The 14,705-nt window shown below is 67.1% G+C and carries 14 protein-coding genes; 7 read left to right on the forward strand and 7 right to left on the reverse strand.

What is annotated here, in order from left to right:
* Positions 1 to 2: 2 nt before the first annotated feature.
* Positions 3 to 764, reverse strand: a complete 762-nt coding sequence (locus ABZ789_RS08010; RefSeq protein WP_358421539.1) for an ABC transporter ATP-binding protein — start codon at positions 762 to 764, stop codon at positions 3 to 5.
* Between the two features lie 90 nt (positions 765 to 854).
* The gene (locus ABZ789_RS08015; protein ID WP_358421542.1) at positions 855 to 1,616 is read right to left on the reverse strand and encodes an SDR family oxidoreductase; all 762 of its coding nucleotides are present in this window, start codon (positions 1,614 to 1,616) and stop codon (positions 855 to 857) included.
* Between the two features lie 119 nt (positions 1,617 to 1,735).
* Between ABZ789_RS08015 and ABZ789_RS08020 the strand changes: the two genes are divergently transcribed.
* A complete protein-coding gene (locus tag ABZ789_RS08020) occupies positions 1,736 to 2,506 on the forward strand; it encodes a deoxyribonuclease IV (protein WP_358421545.1) in 771 nt (256 codons plus the stop codon).
* Positions 2,507 to 2,552: 46 nt separating this feature from the next.
* On the opposite strand, the gene ABZ789_RS08025 is transcribed toward ABZ789_RS08020, so the two are convergent.
* From ABZ789_RS08025 to ABZ789_RS08035, 3 genes are read right to left on the reverse strand one after another with little or no spacing between them, the layout of a single operon-like run.
* Complete coding sequence (locus ABZ789_RS08025; protein WP_358421548.1) at positions 2,553 to 3,164, reverse strand: TetR family transcriptional regulator; 612 nt, start codon at positions 3,162 to 3,164, stop codon at positions 2,553 to 2,555.
* The gene (locus tag ABZ789_RS08030; RefSeq protein ID WP_358421551.1) at positions 3,161 to 3,916 is read right to left on the reverse strand and encodes an ABC transporter permease; all 756 of its coding nucleotides are present in this window, start codon (positions 3,914 to 3,916) and stop codon (positions 3,161 to 3,163) included. Before ABZ789_RS08030 ends, ABZ789_RS08025 begins: the two co-directional genes overlap by 4 nt.
* On the reverse strand, positions 3,913 to 4,650 hold the full coding sequence (locus ABZ789_RS08035; RefSeq protein WP_358421554.1) for an ABC transporter ATP-binding protein: 738 nt from the start codon (positions 4,648 to 4,650) through the stop codon (positions 3,913 to 3,915). The genes ABZ789_RS08030 and ABZ789_RS08035 overlap by 4 nt, the downstream gene beginning before the upstream one ends.
* A 121-nt stretch (positions 4,651 to 4,771) precedes the next feature.
* Here ABZ789_RS08035 and ABZ789_RS08040 point away from each other — a divergent pair, with 121 nt between their 5' ends.
* The 3 genes from ABZ789_RS08040 (at position 4,772) to ABZ789_RS08050 (ending at position 7,884) form a co-directional block, all read left to right on the forward strand.
* Positions 4,772 to 5,359 carry a hypothetical protein gene (locus ABZ789_RS08040; RefSeq protein ID WP_358421557.1) on the forward strand — a complete coding sequence of 196 codons (588 nt, stop codon included), beginning with the start codon at positions 4,772 to 4,774 and terminating at the stop codon, positions 5,357 to 5,359.
* Positions 5,360 to 5,470: 111 nt separating this feature from the next.
* Complete coding sequence (locus ABZ789_RS08045; protein ID WP_358421560.1) at positions 5,471 to 7,372, forward strand: ABC transporter ATP-binding protein; 1,902 nt, start codon at positions 5,471 to 5,473, stop codon at positions 7,370 to 7,372.
* Complete coding sequence (locus tag ABZ789_RS08050; protein WP_358421563.1) at positions 7,369 to 7,884, forward strand: DUF664 domain-containing protein; 516 nt, start codon at positions 7,369 to 7,371, stop codon at positions 7,882 to 7,884. Before ABZ789_RS08045 ends, ABZ789_RS08050 begins: the two co-directional genes overlap by 4 nt.
* A gap of 6 nt (positions 7,885 to 7,890) precedes the next feature.
* Here ABZ789_RS08050 and ABZ789_RS08055 read toward each other — a convergent pair whose 3' ends face one another.
* Entirely contained in the window at positions 7,891 to 9,759 is a 1,869-nt protein-coding gene (locus ABZ789_RS08055; protein WP_358421565.1) for a DEAD/DEAH box helicase, read from the reverse strand.
* A 157-nt stretch (positions 9,760 to 9,916) separates the two neighbouring features.
* Here ABZ789_RS08055 and ABZ789_RS08060 point away from each other — a divergent pair, with 157 nt between their 5' ends.
* The 3 genes from ABZ789_RS08060 (at position 9,917) to ABZ789_RS08070 (ending at position 13,962) form a co-directional block, all read left to right on the forward strand.
* Positions 9,917 to 11,233, forward strand: coding sequence for a TrpB-like pyridoxal phosphate-dependent enzyme (locus tag ABZ789_RS08060; protein ID WP_358421568.1), 1,317 nt, complete (start codon positions 9,917 to 9,919; stop codon positions 11,231 to 11,233).
* 66 nt (positions 11,234 to 11,299) lie between these two features.
* Positions 11,300 to 11,983, forward strand: coding sequence for a phosphoribosyltransferase family protein (locus ABZ789_RS08065; protein ID WP_358421571.1), 684 nt, complete (start codon positions 11,300 to 11,302; stop codon positions 11,981 to 11,983).
* 176 nt (positions 11,984 to 12,159) lie between these two features.
* Positions 12,160 to 13,962, forward strand: coding sequence for a long-chain fatty acid--CoA ligase (locus ABZ789_RS08070; RefSeq protein ID WP_358421574.1), 1,803 nt, complete (start codon positions 12,160 to 12,162; stop codon positions 13,960 to 13,962).
* Between the two features lie 78 nt (positions 13,963 to 14,040).
* Here the strand turns inward: ABZ789_RS08070 and ABZ789_RS08075 are convergent, their stop codons facing one another.
* Positions 14,041 to 14,679, reverse strand: a complete 639-nt coding sequence (locus ABZ789_RS08075) for an alpha/beta fold hydrolase (RefSeq protein ID WP_358421577.1) — start codon at positions 14,677 to 14,679, stop codon at positions 14,041 to 14,043.
* Positions 14,680 to 14,705 lie beyond the last annotated feature (26 nt).

A 14,705-nucleotide genomic window follows, 5' to 3' on the forward strand; every position in this document is an offset into this window, starting at 1 on the left:
TCCTATTCCGCCACGGGTGCCGCGGAGGCGGGATCGAACTGCTTCATCCGGTCCAGCACGCGGTCGGCCGTGGGGTCGCGCATCTCGTCGACGATGCGCCCGTCGGCGAGGAACACGACACGGTCGGCGTAACCGGCGGCGCGCGGGTCGTGAGTGACGATCACGACGGTCTGATCGAACTCGTCGACGGCCGCGCGGAGGATGGACATCACCTCACCGGACGAGCGGGAGTCGAGGTTGCCGGTCGGTTCGTCGCCGAAGATGATCTCGGGCCGCCCCGCGAGCGCACGCGCACACGCGACGCGCTGCTGCTGGCCGCCGGAGAGTTCGCCGGGGCGGTGCCCGAGGCGGTCGGTCAGGCCGAGACGCGTGACGACGGTGTCGAGCCATTCCTGGTCGACCTTGCGGCCCGCGATGTCCACCGGAAGTGTGATGTTCTCGAGCGCGGTGAGGGTGGGAACCAGGTTGAACGACTGGAAGACGAAGCCGATTCGGTCGCGCCGCAATTGCGTCATCGCCTTGTCGGAAAGGCTCGTCAGATCGGTGTCGCCGATGAAGACCGTTCCGGAGGTTGCGCTGTCGAGACCCGCGAGGCAGTGCATGAGGGTCGACTTGCCGGATCCGGAGGGACCCATGATCGCGGTGAACTCACCGGCGGCGAAGTCCGCGGTCACGCCGTCGAGTGCGTGTACCGCGGTTTCTCCGGTGCCGTAGATCTTCTTCAGGTCCTGGGCGCGGGCTGCTGGGGCCGTGTGCAGTGGCATGTCCCCATCTTCCAGGTGGCGGGACCTCTTCACCATCGGGGACGTCCCCGATCTTCGATCAGGGATACCGACATATGCGACGGGAGGACCTCAAGCCCAGCGCGCCTGGCCCCCGTCCAGCGGGATCGTCGCCCCGGTCAGATATCGGGCGTCGTCACTGACGATCCAGGCCACTGCACGTCCGATGTCCTGTTCCGGATCCCCGATTCGCCGAAGAGGGATCGACCTCACGAACTCGGCGGCTTCGTCCGGGTTGGTCTCCGTCCACCACTTCAGTCCGGGTGACAGGGCGTGCGGAGCGACGGCGTTGACCCGGATACCGTCGATTCCCCACTCGGATGCCGCAGTGCGAGTCAGGGAACGCAATGCCTCCTTGGTCGAGGCGTAACCGCCGTACCCGCTCGTGTCCCACCGCACCGCGGCGGAGGTGACCATGTTGACGATCGCACCGCCGCCGCGCTCCTTCATGATCGGATGGACGAGTTGCATGGCGTGCAGCGCGGACAGTGGGCCGGTCCGGTACGCCTTCTCGAGCACGGCCGGCTTCAGTTCGAGCAACGGTCCGAGCGGATTGAAGCTGGCGTTGTTGACGAGGATGTCCAGGCCTCCGAACACGCCGACCGTCCGATCGACAGCCGAGGTGATCTCTTCCGGATCCGCGATGTCGCATACGACCGGTTCCGCTGTGCCTCCGAGAGCGCGGATCTGCTCGACCGTGTCCACCAGCTTCCCCTCGGTCCGGCCGGTGACCGCGATCGACGCTCCTTCGCGGGCGAGCGCGAGCGCCACACCCTGACCGATTCCCTGGCCCGCTCCCGTGATCAGCGCGACCCTGCCTTCGAGTGTTCCCATAGGTGATCCGTCCTCGTCCGTACCCGTCGTATCGCTCGAACGCCCCGAGTCGAGCAGATCGCGGACAGGTCCGGGTGTTGCGGTCCCGGTCGGCGGGACACTGCCCTACCCTGTGGCACATGCGGATAGGCGCGCACGTCCGGCAGGACGACGATCCCATCGGTCAGGGAGAACACCTCGGGGCCGATCTGGTGCAGGTGTTCCTGTCGGACCCGCAGAAATGGACGAAACCCGGTGTGCATCCGCGCACCGAGCAGATCCTCGCGTCGGACGTCGACGTGGTGGTGCACTCGCCCTACGTCATCAACGTGGCGAGCCTGAACAACCGGGTGCGGATGCCTTCACGCAAGGCCGTCGCGGATCATGCCGACGCGGCCGCGCGCATCGGCGCGCTCGGTCTGGTCGTCCACGGGGGGCACGTGCGGGAGGGCGAAGACGTGGCCGCCGGAGTCGAGAACTGGCGCAAGTTGTTCGAACGGCAGGAGGAAAAGGGCGGATTCGGGGTGCCGATCCTCGTCGAGAACACGGCGGGCGGCGACTTCGCGATGGCCCGGTACATCGACGCGATCGGACGTCTGTGGGATGCCGTCGGCGACTACGGGCCCGGTTTCTGCCTGGACACCTGCCACGCCTGGGCGGCCGGGGAGGAGCTCGCCGATGTGGTCGAACGGGTGCGGGCGGTCACCGGGCGAATCGATCTGGTGCACCTGAACAATTCTCGCGACGAGTTCGGTTCGGCGCGCGACCGGCACGCCAATCTCACCGACGGGCAGATCGATCCGCAGTTGCTCGCGGAGATCGCGCGGCAGGCCGATGCGCCGATCGTGCTGGAGACCCCGGCCGAGGGTATGGCCGGCGACATCGCATTCCTACGCGAGCAGTCGAGTTGACCGGGTCCTCTCACTCGGGCCGCGACGCGCGAGCGGAGCTTTGCGCTCACATCTCATCCAACTCGCCGGTGAGATAACGCTGCAACGTGGGGGCGATGATGTCGACGAGCCGTTCGGTCGGCAGCGACGCGAGGGGTTCGAAGCCGAGAAGGTAACGCGTGACCAGAATTCCGGTCATCTGCGCCGCCACGAATTCGGCACGGAGTCGACCCGTCCCCACCGGCCGGTCGATCTTCTCCAGCAGCGGTTCGAGTGCGAACTCGAGCAGGAAGGCTCCGATCAATCCACTGTGGTCCCCCGAGAGCCGCGCCCGGAACACCGCGATCACGGCGTCCCGGTGCGGCGAGTCCCACACCCCGATCACAGCGGTGGCCAGTGCAGCCCCCAACTCACCGACGGGAGCCTCGTAAACGGGGGCAAGGACGGTACGTGGATCGACAGGCAGTGCGATGGCCTCGGTGAACAACTGCGTCTTGTTCCCGAAATAGTGGTGGACGAGAGCTGGGTCCACCTCGGCGGAGGCCGCGATCGCACGCATGGTGGTCCGATCGAAACCGTTGGCGGCGAACATTTCCCGAGCACAGCGGAGGATCCGTTCACGGGCACCGGAGTTGCCCGGACGCCGCCCCGGCCGGCGCGCGCCGGACGAGGCCGTCACGGTGTGCGCCGGCGCAGCGTCGCCGCTCCGAGCGCGAGGGCCGTCGCGGCGAATACGGCCACCACGACGAGATCCCGCACCATGACCGCCGTGGTCCCGGGATTCCGGGTGATCTGTTGCAGGGCTTCTACTGCGTAACTCAGCGGCAGCACGTTGCTGATCCACCGCAACCAGTCGGGCAGGTCCTCCCGCGGGACGAGCAGGCCGCACAGCAGGAACTGCGGAATGACCAGCACCGGCATGAACTGCACGGCCTGGAACTCGGTGCGCGCGAAGGCACTGCACAGCAATCCCAGAGAGACGCCGAGCACGGCGACGAGCACCGCCACGACGAGCACCCACAGCACCGAGCCGGAACTTCTCACGCCGAGCAGCCCGAAGGACACCGCACACGCGAGGCCGGCCTGTACCGCTGCGGCGAGGGAGAACGCACTGCCGTAGCCACCGAGCAGGGCCGTTTTCGTGAGAGGCGTGGTGAGGAGTCGCTCGAGGGTGCCCGAACTGCGTTCGCGTTGCATGGCGATCGAGGTGACCAGGAACATCACGACGAAGGGGAGGATGCCGAGCATCGTGACGGCGATCCGGTCGAACAGCGTCCGGCCGTCCGGTCCGGCCGGAGAGTTCTGGTACATGAAGTACAGCAGCGTCATCAGCAGGCTCGGTACCAGCACGATCATCGCGACCGTGCGGTGATCGGCACGCAACTGGCGCAGGATGCGGGTGGTCGTGGTGGCGTAGGCCATGGCGTTCATCGTGGTACTCCCGCGGGAGGACGGATCAGGCGGAGGAATGCGTCCTCGAGGCCGTCTTCTCCGGTGCGTTCACGCAGTTCGGACGGGGTCAGCTGGGCCACCAACCGACCTTCGCGCAAGAGGACGAGTTCGTCGCAGTGGTCGGCCTCGTCCATGACATGGCTCGAGACCAGGAGCGTGGTACCGCGAGCCGCCAGCGAGCGGAAGTGCTCCCACAGTTCGGCGCGCAGAACGGGATCGAGGCCGACCGTCGGCTCGTCGAGGACGAGCAGTTCGGGTTCGCTCACGAGCGCGCAAGCGAGTGACAGTCGCCCGAGCTGACCGCCCGAGAGCGCATTCGCGCGATTGCGGGAGTGGTCGGTGAGGCCGACGGCCGCGATCGTGTCGGCGACCGCCCGCCCCTTCTTTCCGTACAGCGACGCGAAATAGGAGACGTTCTCGGTGACCGTCAGGTCGGGGTACACGCTGGGCGCCTGGGTGACGTATCCGATGCGACGGCGCAGGGAGGCCGAGCCTGCCGCTTCACCGAGGACCGTGACGGTACCGGACGTGACGAGCTGCGTGCCCACGATCGCGCGCATCAAGGTGGTCTTGCCGCATCCGGACGGTCCGAGCAGGCCGGTGATCGACCCGTTCCGAACCCGGACGGTCACACCGTCGAGGGCGTGATGGGAGCCTCGCCGGACGTGCAGTTCCCGGACGTCGACGGCAATGGCGGAGGGGGTGATGGACATGGTGCACTCGATTCGCCGAGTGGAAACTCATCGTCTGTTGAATTGTGCGCCGACGTCTCGATCCGGTCAACCCCCCGCGCGTCGCGAAGAACGCCTGGAATCGCGACGTAACATGAGCCCCATGGTTCGCACCCGTATTGCCCTGGTCGTCACCGCTACCGCGTTGGTTCTCGGGGGGTGCGCCGCAGGCGCAGACGAACCCGCGCCGTCCCCCGCGGTCTCGGTGAACACTCCGACATCGTCCGCCGAGCCCACGGTGTCCCCGAACGTTCCCCGGGACGCGGCCGACAAGGTCTCCGCTGCCGGCGCCGACGCGAAACTCACGGTCGTCGACATCCGCACCGGCCGCCACGACGGATTCGATCGCGTCGTCTACGAACTCGGTGGCGAGGGTGCGCCGGGCTGGCGGGTCGGCTACGTCGACGAGGCGATCCAGGACGGGAGCGGCAACCCCGTCACCCTCGCGGGCGACGCCGTTCTGCAGGTGCTCATCGACGGTTCCGCGTACCCCTTCGACAGTGGTGTCGAACCGTACGACGGTCCGAATCCGGTACTCGCCGAGCCCGGCGGATCGGTGGTCGAGGTCAACGGGTCCGGGGTCTTCGAGGGCGTCACCCAGTCGTTCATCGGCATCGCAGAACCCGGCACCCCGTTCTCGGTGTACTCGCTCACCGGACCGACGCGGGTCGTGATCGACGTGACGCGCTGACCGTACGGGCCCAACCCGGCAGCCCCTCACGGCGTCGGGGACGGGGCCTAGGGTTGACCTCGAGCGCACTCGAGGTCCTAACCTCGGCTGCGACCCGAGGAGGCCAGGCCCATGAGCATGGAAGTCACCGCGTGGAACGCGATGTACAACGCGATGCACGCAGAGAGCGACCGTAGGCCGTTCTCCCGCGCGAGCCTGCGACGGATCGCGGTGTTCGCCCGGCCGCACCGGCGCAACATCACTTTCTATCTCGTCCTGAGTGTGATCATCGCCGCGCTCGGTGTTGCGACACCGGTCCTCGCGGGCCGCGTGATCGACGCGATCGTCGACGACGCCGCGGTCTCGGTGGTGGTGGTGCTCGCCGCCGTCATCGCCGCCATCGCACTGCTCGAAGCAGGACTCGCAATCGCCAATCGATGGTTGTCCGCGAGCATCGGGGAGAACCTCATCCTGGACCTGCGCACCACGGTGTTCGATCACGTTCAACGCATGCCCATCGCGTTCTTCACGAGAACCCGTACGGGAGCCCTCGTCTCGCGATTGAACAACGACGTGATCGGCGCGCAGCGCGCATTCAGCGACACTCTGTCCGGTGTGGTCGGCAACATCGTCACCCTGGCGATCACACTGGTGGTGATGGTCGGGATCTCCTGGCAGATCACCCTCCTGGCCCTGCTGCTGCTTCCCATCTTCGTGATTCCGGCCCGGCACATGGGAGCCCGGCTCGCCCAGCTCAGCCGTGAAGCGGCCAACCACAATTCGGTGATGAACACACAGATGACCGAACGGTTCTCGGCTCCGGGCGCCACGCTGGTCAAGCTGTTCGGCCGTCCGGCGCAGGAATCGGCGGAGTTCGCCGTCCGCGCCCGGCGCGTCCGCGACATCGGGGTCCGTACCGCGATGCTGCAGAGCGTGTTCGTCACCGCGCTGACGCTCGTGTCCGCCCTCGCTCTCGCGCTGGTCTACGGCCTGGGTGGCTTCTACGCCCTGCGCGACCGGCTGGATCCCGGTTCGGTGGTCGCAATGGCGATGCTTCTGACGCGCTTGTACTCGCCACTGACAGCGCTCGCCAGTGCACGCATGGACGTGATGAGCGCGATGGTGAGCTTCGAACGGGTCTTCGAGATTCTCGATCTCGAGCCGCTGATCGCACAGTCACCGGACGCGCGTCCGGTTCCGGACGGGCCCGTGTCGGTGGAATTCCGTGACGTCGGTTTCGCGTACCCGTCCGCGGACAAGGTCTCGCTCGCCTCTCTCGAGGAGGTGGCCGTGCTGGACTCGCGAGGCGGCGAAACGGTTCTGCACGACATATCGTTCCGCGTCGAACCGGGACGGATGGTCGCGCTGGTCGGATCGTCCGGCGCCGGGAAATCGACCATCGCCCAGTTGATCCCGAGGTTGTACGACGTCGATTCCGGCGCCGTGCTGCTCGGTGGAGTGGACGTGCGCGAACTGACCACCGATTCGCTCCGCGCCACGGTCGGTCTCGTCACCCAGGACGGGCACCTGTTCCACGAGACGGTCCGCGCCAATCTGCTGCTCGCTCGTCCGGACGCCGCCGAGGACGAGCTATGGGATGCCTTGCGGCGAGCACGTCTCGACGCACTCGTCGAATCCCTGCCGAACGGACTCGACACAGTGGTCGGAGAACGCGGCTACCGGCTCTCGGGTGGCGAACGTCAACGGCTCACGATCGCCCGGCTCCTGCTCGCGCACCCGCGCGTGGTGATCCTGGACGAGGCCACCGCCCACCTCGATTCGACGTCGGAAGCCGCCGTGCAGGAAGCACTGACCGAGGCCCTCGAGGGACGCACGTCGGTGGTCATCGCGCACCGCCTCTCGACCATCCGCTCGGCCGACGAGATCCTGGTCGTGGAAGGCGGGCGAATCGTCGAACGCGGAAGCCACGAGGATCTCCTGCCGGCAGGAGGCCGCTACGCGGAGCTGTACCGCACCCAGTTCTCCGATTCGGGAGCGAGGATGTCGGCAGCGACGCCCATACTCGGCGCATGAGCACCCCCGAACACGAGCTGCTGCTGAAGTTGCTCGCCAATCAATGGGACGCCCTGCGCAACGCGATGTCGGGGCTGACCGAGCAACAGGCACGCAGTACGCCGAGCGCGTCGTCGATGAGTCTGGCGTCGTTGCTGAACCATCTCGTCGACGGCCTGATCGCCACCGACGGCCGGATCAGCGGCGACGACCGTCGCGATGCGGATCCGGTCGCCGCGTGGACGGCCGGGTGGCGCGTGGACGAGCACGAAACCCACGCCGGCCGGCTCGCCCGGCTCGACGCCGAGACCGAGCGGTTCGCCGCGACCGTGCGCGCCGAACCCGACCTCGGCCGCGTCGTCGATCTCTCCCCCGACGTCGCACGCTGGCTCGATCAAGGTGAACCCTTCACCGTCCGGTTCCTGATCCTGCACCAGATCGAGGAATGGGCCCGGCACGCCGGTCACGCGGACGTCATCCGCGAATCGATCGACGGCGCTACCGCCGATGTCCTGGCCGAACGAACGACCTGACGTGCGTCAGTCGCGGTAGCCGCCGCGACCACTGCGGTCGCTGCGGTGCGTGAAGTCGCCGGAACGGCCGCGGCCGTCGCCGTACTCGCGCTTGCCCCCGCGATCGCGCTTGCCATGATCGTGCCGGTCTCCCCCACGGCGATCGTCACCACGGCGATCGTCACGCCCGCGGTACGAGCTGGGACGACCGGAGGGTGCACCACTGTCGGGCTGCAGCTGGATCAGCACGCCGGAGATCCGGGTGGAGCGCAGCGCCTCGAGGGTCTGCTGCGACAGATCCTTCGGCAGCTCGACGAGGCTGTGATCGGCGCGGATGCTGATATGGCCGAAGTCGCCGCGACGCAGTCCACCTTCGTTGGCGATGGCACCGACGATCGCACCGGGCTGCACACGGTGACGCTTGCCCACCGCGATGCGGTAGGTGGTCATCTCCTGGCCGTCGCGTCCGACCTTCGGGCCGTCGTCGAAGCGACGCGGGGGACGCTCACGTGGCTCGCGCTCGCGGCGCGGCTGTGCGACCGGCTCGGGTTCGGCCTCCATGAGGAACGACTCGCCGTCGCGCGACAGAACTGCCAGTGCGGCGGCGATGTCGGCGAGCGGTACGTCGTGCTCACGCTCGTAGTCCTCGATGAAGGTGCGGAACAGCTGCAGGTGGTCGGACGCGAGCGCTTCGGTGATCGAGTCGTTGAACTTCGCCACGCGCTGGGCGTTGACGTCCTCGACCGTGGGCAACTGCATCTCGGCGAGCGGCTGCCGGGTGGCCCGCTCGATCGCCTTGAGCAGGTGCCGCTCGCGCGGAGCGACGAACAGCAGGGCGTCGCCGGTGCGCCCGGCGCGGCCGGTCCGGCCGATGCGGTGCACATACGACTCGGTGTCGTGCGGAATGTCGTAGTTGACGACGTGGCTGATGCGCTCGACGTCGAGACCGCGGGCGGCCACATCGGTGGCGACGAGGATGTCGAGCGTGCCGTTCTTGAGCTGGTTGATGGTGCGCTCGCGCTGCGCCTGCACGATGTCGCCGTTGATCGCAGCCGCGGAGAAACCACGTGCCCGCAACCGCTCGGCAAGATCCTCGGTGGCCTGCTTCGTACGCACGAAGATGATCATCGCCTCGAAGGTCTCGACCTCGAGGATGCGGGTCAGCGCGTCGAGCTTGCGCTGATGGGAGACGAGCACCCACCGCTGCGAGATGTTCGCCGAGGTGGTTGTCTTCGACTTGACGGTGATTTCCTGCGGATTCTTGAGGTACTGCTTCGACAGCCGGCGGATCGCCCCCGGCATGGTGGCCGAGAACAGGGCGACCTGCTTGGTGTCGGGGGTGTCGGCGAGGATGCGCTCGACGTCCTCCTGGAAGCCCATGGTGAGCATCTCGTCGGCTTCGTCGAGGACGAGGAACTCGAGCTCCGAGATGTCGAGGGTGCCCTTGGCGAGGTGATCGATCACACGTCCGGGGGTGCCGACGATCACCTGAGCACCGCGACGGAGGCCGGACAGCTGCACGCCGTAGGCCTGGCCACCGTAGATGGGCAGAACACTCAGGCCGGGAATGTGGACGGAGTACTTACCGAAAGCCTCCGCGACCTGCAGCGCGAGCTCTCGGGTGGGCGCCAGGACCAACGCCTGGGGCCGCTTCACGGAAGTGTCGATACGCGAGAGAATCGGTACCGCGAAAGCAGCAGTCTTACCGGTGCCGGTCTGAGCGAGACCGACGACGTCCCGTCCCTCCAGCAGCGGTGGGATGGTCGCCGCCTGGATGGGCGACGGGGACTCGTAACCCACGTCCGAAAGAGCTTGCAGGACACGGGCGTCGATGTCGAGATCGGCAAACGTGAGAGCTGCGGTCTCCTGGTCGGGGGCGTCTTGAATTTCACTCATTTGACCAGCAGTTTATCGGATGAAGATATCCCTTCGCGCCCGGCCCGGCTGTGACCTGGGCCCGAGCGCCCGAATGATGACACACCCCACCCCGTCACCCGCAGCCGGGGGCCGTCACACTGAGCATGCCCTCTGACCACGACTCCAAGGATTCCCAGTGACGGCCTCCCCTTCCGCGCACACTTCCGCAGTGTCCGCCTCCGACTCGACTTCCGGCATTCCGACGCACTGGTACAACATCGTCGGCGACCTCCCGGTGGCTCCGCCGCCGCACCTGCATCCCGGCACCCGCGAGCCGATCACCGCCGACGATCTCGCACCACTGTTCGCGTCGGGACTGATCGAGCAGGAGCTGTCGACCGAGACCGACGTCGAGATCCCGGAAGCCGTACGCGAGGTCTATGCCGGATATCGCACCACTCCCCTCTTCCGCGCCCGCTCCTTCGAGAAGGCGCTCGGCACTCCGGCCCGCATCTACGTCAAGTACGAGGGTGTGAGTCCGGTGGGCAGCCACAAGGTGAATTCGGCCGTCGCCCAGGCCTATTACAACTCACTCGACGGAGTCACCCGCCTCACGACCGAAACGGGTGCGGGGCAGTGGGGCTCGGCACTGTCGTTCGCGTGCGCCAAGTTCGGGATCGACCTCGAGGTATGGCAGGTTCGTGCCTCCTACGACTCGAAGCCGTACCGCCGCTTCCTCATCGAGACGTACGGAGGCACGGTCCACCCGAGCCCGTCCGAACTGACCGAAGCCGGTCGCGCCGTACTCGCCGAACAGCCTGATACGCCGGGCTCGCTCGGCATCGCGGTGTCGGAGGCGGTGGAAGTCGCGGTGAAGGATGCGGCGGCTCGTTACACGCTCGGCAGCGTGCTCAACCATGTGGTGCTCCATCAGACGGTCATCGGTCTCGAGGCCGTGGAGCAGTTGCGTGCCGCAGGTGAGGACGTGGCCGATGTGGTCTTCGGTTGTGCAGGCGGCGGTTCGAATCTCGCCGGACTGGCGTTCCCGTTCCTGCGCGAGGTCTTGCACGACCGGGCGAGCACGCGCATCGTGGCCGTCGAACCTGCGGCGTGCCCCTCCATCACGAAGGGCGAATACCGCTACGACCACGGTGACATCGCGGGCCTGACGCCCCTGCTGAAGATGCACACCCTCGGTCAGGACTTCATTCCGGACCCCATCCATGCCGGCGGACTGCGCTACCACGGGATGGCACCGCTGCTCAGCCACACCGTCGAACTCGGTTACGTGCAGGGGACGTCCGTCGCACAGACGGATGCGTTCTCCGCAGCGGTGCTCTTCGCCCGGAACGAGGGGATCGTGCCTGCTCCCGAGTCGTCGCACGCGATCGCGGCTGCCGCCGAGTACGCACGGGGACTGACCGAGCCCGAGGTAATCGTGATCGGCCTGTCCGGGCACGGCCAGCTCGATCTGCCCGCCTACCACTCCTACCTGTCGGGCGAACTCGCCTGAGAGCGCACCGGTCCGTCCGGGCGGCGACTTCTCGCCCGCCCGGACGGACCGTTCCATACTGGAATCGTGCGGTACGCCACGCGCGAGGATGCCGGCCGGCGTCTGGCTCGGTCGGCCGGCCACCTGCGCGGCACCGACACGGTGGTCCTCGCACTTCCCCGCGGGGGAATCCCCGTCGCCCGTGAGCTCGCTGCAGCCCTCGGCGCACCGCTGGACGTGCTCGTCGTCCGGAAGCTGGGCGTGCCCTGGCATCCCGAACTCGCGATGGGTGCGATCGCGGAAGGAGCAGGAGGCGATTCCGTCTTCCGCGTTCTCAACGACGATGTGATCCGTCGAGGACGGATAGCACCCGAATCGGTCGCGAATGTCGAGGAGTACGAGCGCGCCGAACTCGGCCGGCGCGCGGAGTTCCTGCGCGCCGGTCGTGCGCGGGTCCCTTTGGAGGGGCGCACGGCGATCATCGTCGACGACGGCATGGCGACGGGCGCGACGGCGGCGGTGGCCGCTCTCGCGGCGCGTGCATCCGGTGCGGCGCGTGTGGTGCTCGCGGTGCCGGTGGCATCCCCCGACGCCCTGCGCCGGGCGGGCCGGACGGCCGACGAAGTGGTCTGCCCATGGGTGCCGACGGACGCCGACAGCGTCGGTGCCGCCTATGAGGACTTCCACCAGCTCGGCGATGCCGAGGCGGTCCAACTGCTCCGAGATCCCGGCACTTCCGGTACCGGTCGATCCGGCGACCCTACCCACTAGTCGATCCGGCGACCCTACCCACTAGTGGTGACCCTCGTTACCGGCGGTAGGATTGTTATATACATCACTACTTATCGGACTGTAAAAACTACGCAAATCAGGCTTCGGGGTAATGCAATTCCCAACGACATGTGATGCAATGCACATCGACAGCATCTACTGATGGAGGGGTCACAGTGAGTGAGATTGCCGTGCCACAGTCGTTCTCGATCGCCGAGAACACGTCGATGGCCGACACCGTCTTCCGGCACGAGAAGGAGTCGCCGGAGTTCGTGCCGTTCGAGCGACTGGTCGACGGCAAGTGGGTTCCCGTCACTGCCCGTCAGTTCGCCGCCGAGGTGCGGTCCGTGGCGAAAGGCCTGATCGCCTCGGGTATCGAGCTCGGTGATCGCGTGGCGATCCTGTCGAGCACCCGCTACGAATGGGTTCTTCTCGACTACGCGATCTGGACCGCGGGCGGCGCCACCGTCGCGATCTACGAGACATCGTCGGCAGACCAGGCGCAGTGGATTCTCGAGGACTCCGGCACGAAGCTGCTCATCGTCGAGAGTTCCGGGCACGCCGACACCGTCCGCGAGGTCGCCGAGGGCGCGCCCACCGTGCGTGAGGTGCTGCAGATCGAGCCCGCGTCGGGTGTCAAGAGCGCGGTCGACGAGCTCGTCGCTCGTGGCGCCGCAGTGACCGACGAGCAGGTCGAGGAGCGTCGCAACCAGGTGACGGCCGAGTCCGCTGCGACCCTCATCTACACCTCCGGCACCACGGGCCGGCCGAAGGGCGTCCAGCTCAAGCACCGCCACTTCGCCTCCGAGTCTGCAGCTGCGTCCCTGGCGCTGCCCGACTCGATGCACGAGGGTCAGCGCACTCTGCTGTTCATCCCTATGGCACACGTGTTCGCGCGCCTGATCTCGTTCGCAGCGTTCGACAACAAGGTCACCGTGGGCCATACCTCCGATCTGACGACGCTGCTCGATCAGTTCGCCGTCTTCAAGCCGAACTTCATCCTGTCGGTGCCCCGTGTGTTCGAGAAGGTGTACAACTCGGCGAAGCAGAAGGCGTACGACGGCGGCAAGGGCAAGATCTTCGAGAAGGCCTCCGATGTCGCGATCGAGTACAGCAAGGCGCTCGAGAACGGTGGCCCGGGCCTCGGGCTGAAGATCCGGCACTTCGTATTCGACAAGCTCGTCTACGGCAAGCTCAAGGCCGCTCTCGGCGGCAACGTGACCAAGGCCGTGTCCGGCGGAGCCGCGCTGGGCGCACGCCTCGGCCACTTCTTCCGCGGCGTCGGCGTCACGATCTACGAGGGCTACGGCCTGACGGAGACCACCGGCGGCATCATCATGAACACCCCCGAGGCGCAGAAGATCGGTACCGTCGGCAAGCCGTTCGACGGTTGCGCCGCGAAGATCGCCGCCGACGGCGAGCTGCTCCTCAAGGGTCCGATGGTCTTCGACGGTTACTGGCAGAACGACAAGGCCACCGAGGAAGCCATCCGCGACGGCTGGTTCCACACCGGCGACATCGGTGCGATCGACGAGGACGGCTTCATCTCGATCACCGGCCGCAAGAAGGAACTCATCGTCACCGCGGGCGGCAAGAACGTCGCCCCGGCGATCCTCGAGGACTCGCTGCGAGCGCACCCCCTGATCAGCCAGGTCATCGTGGTGGGTGATTCCAAGCCGTTCATCGGCGCTTTGATCACCCTCGACCCGGAGGCACTGCCGGGCTGGATCGAGCGCCACAACCTGCCGGCGGGTACGACCGTCGCGGAACTGACCAAGAACCCCGATCTGATCGCCGAGATCGACGAGGCCGTCGCGGAGACCAACAAGAAGGTCTCGAAGGCCGAGTCGATCCGTAAGTACCGCATCCTCGACACCGATTTCAGCATCGAGAGCGGTGAGCTCACCCCGACGCTCAAACTCAAGCGCAACGTCATCCACGAGAAGCACGGCGAAGAGATCGCAGCGATCTACAACTGACTCGCCGGACGCTCGAACGACCGTGCCCCTCGCCGACGCGAGGGGCACGGTCGTCGTCGTTGCGGAGCGACCCGCCGATCAGCCCGCGAGGCTCCGCACGAAAGCGGCAACCTCCGCGGTCACCGTGCGATGTACGGGTTCGTGCAGCAGATCGTGTCCGGCGTCCGGGTACTCACGGAGCTGCGCCCGCGACACCGACGACGCCCACTCGCGTACCGGATCGATCGGGGCGAGCCGGTCGTCGACACCGTGGACCAGCAGAACCGGCAGGTCGCGCTCGCAGAGCGATGCGGCCGTAGCCGGCAGAGCCGCGGTGCGCGGCGTACCGCACAGGACGACTCCTCTGAAAGACCGGGCACCGACCGAATCGAAGCTGCTCCCGAGCACCGCCAGAATCGTCGCTGCTCCCAACGAATGCCCCATCGCCGCGAGAGGGAGACCCGACTCGGCTGCGATACCGGCGAGTCGCACGAAATCCTCGGCATGGAACCCGACGTTCCCCGGCGAGCCGGATTCTCCTTCGGAAAGCCCGTGTCCGGCCAGGTCGAGACCCCACAACGCGATCCCGTGAGCAGCGAGTCCGGACGCAAGACGGTGGTAGTGCCCGGTGTGCTGCCCGAGTCCGTGCGCGAACACGACTCCGGCCACGGCGTCGTCGACCGGCCAGCAGCGCCAGTGCACCCGACCCGCCGATCCGGGGAAGAACGTCAACGGCATGGACCAATTCTCACCGGGGTACCGAT

It is taken from the genome of Rhodococcus sp. NPDC047139 (assembly GCF_040643435.1).
Taxonomy (GTDB): domain Bacteria; phylum Actinomycetota; class Actinomycetes; order Mycobacteriales; family Mycobacteriaceae; genus Rhodococcus.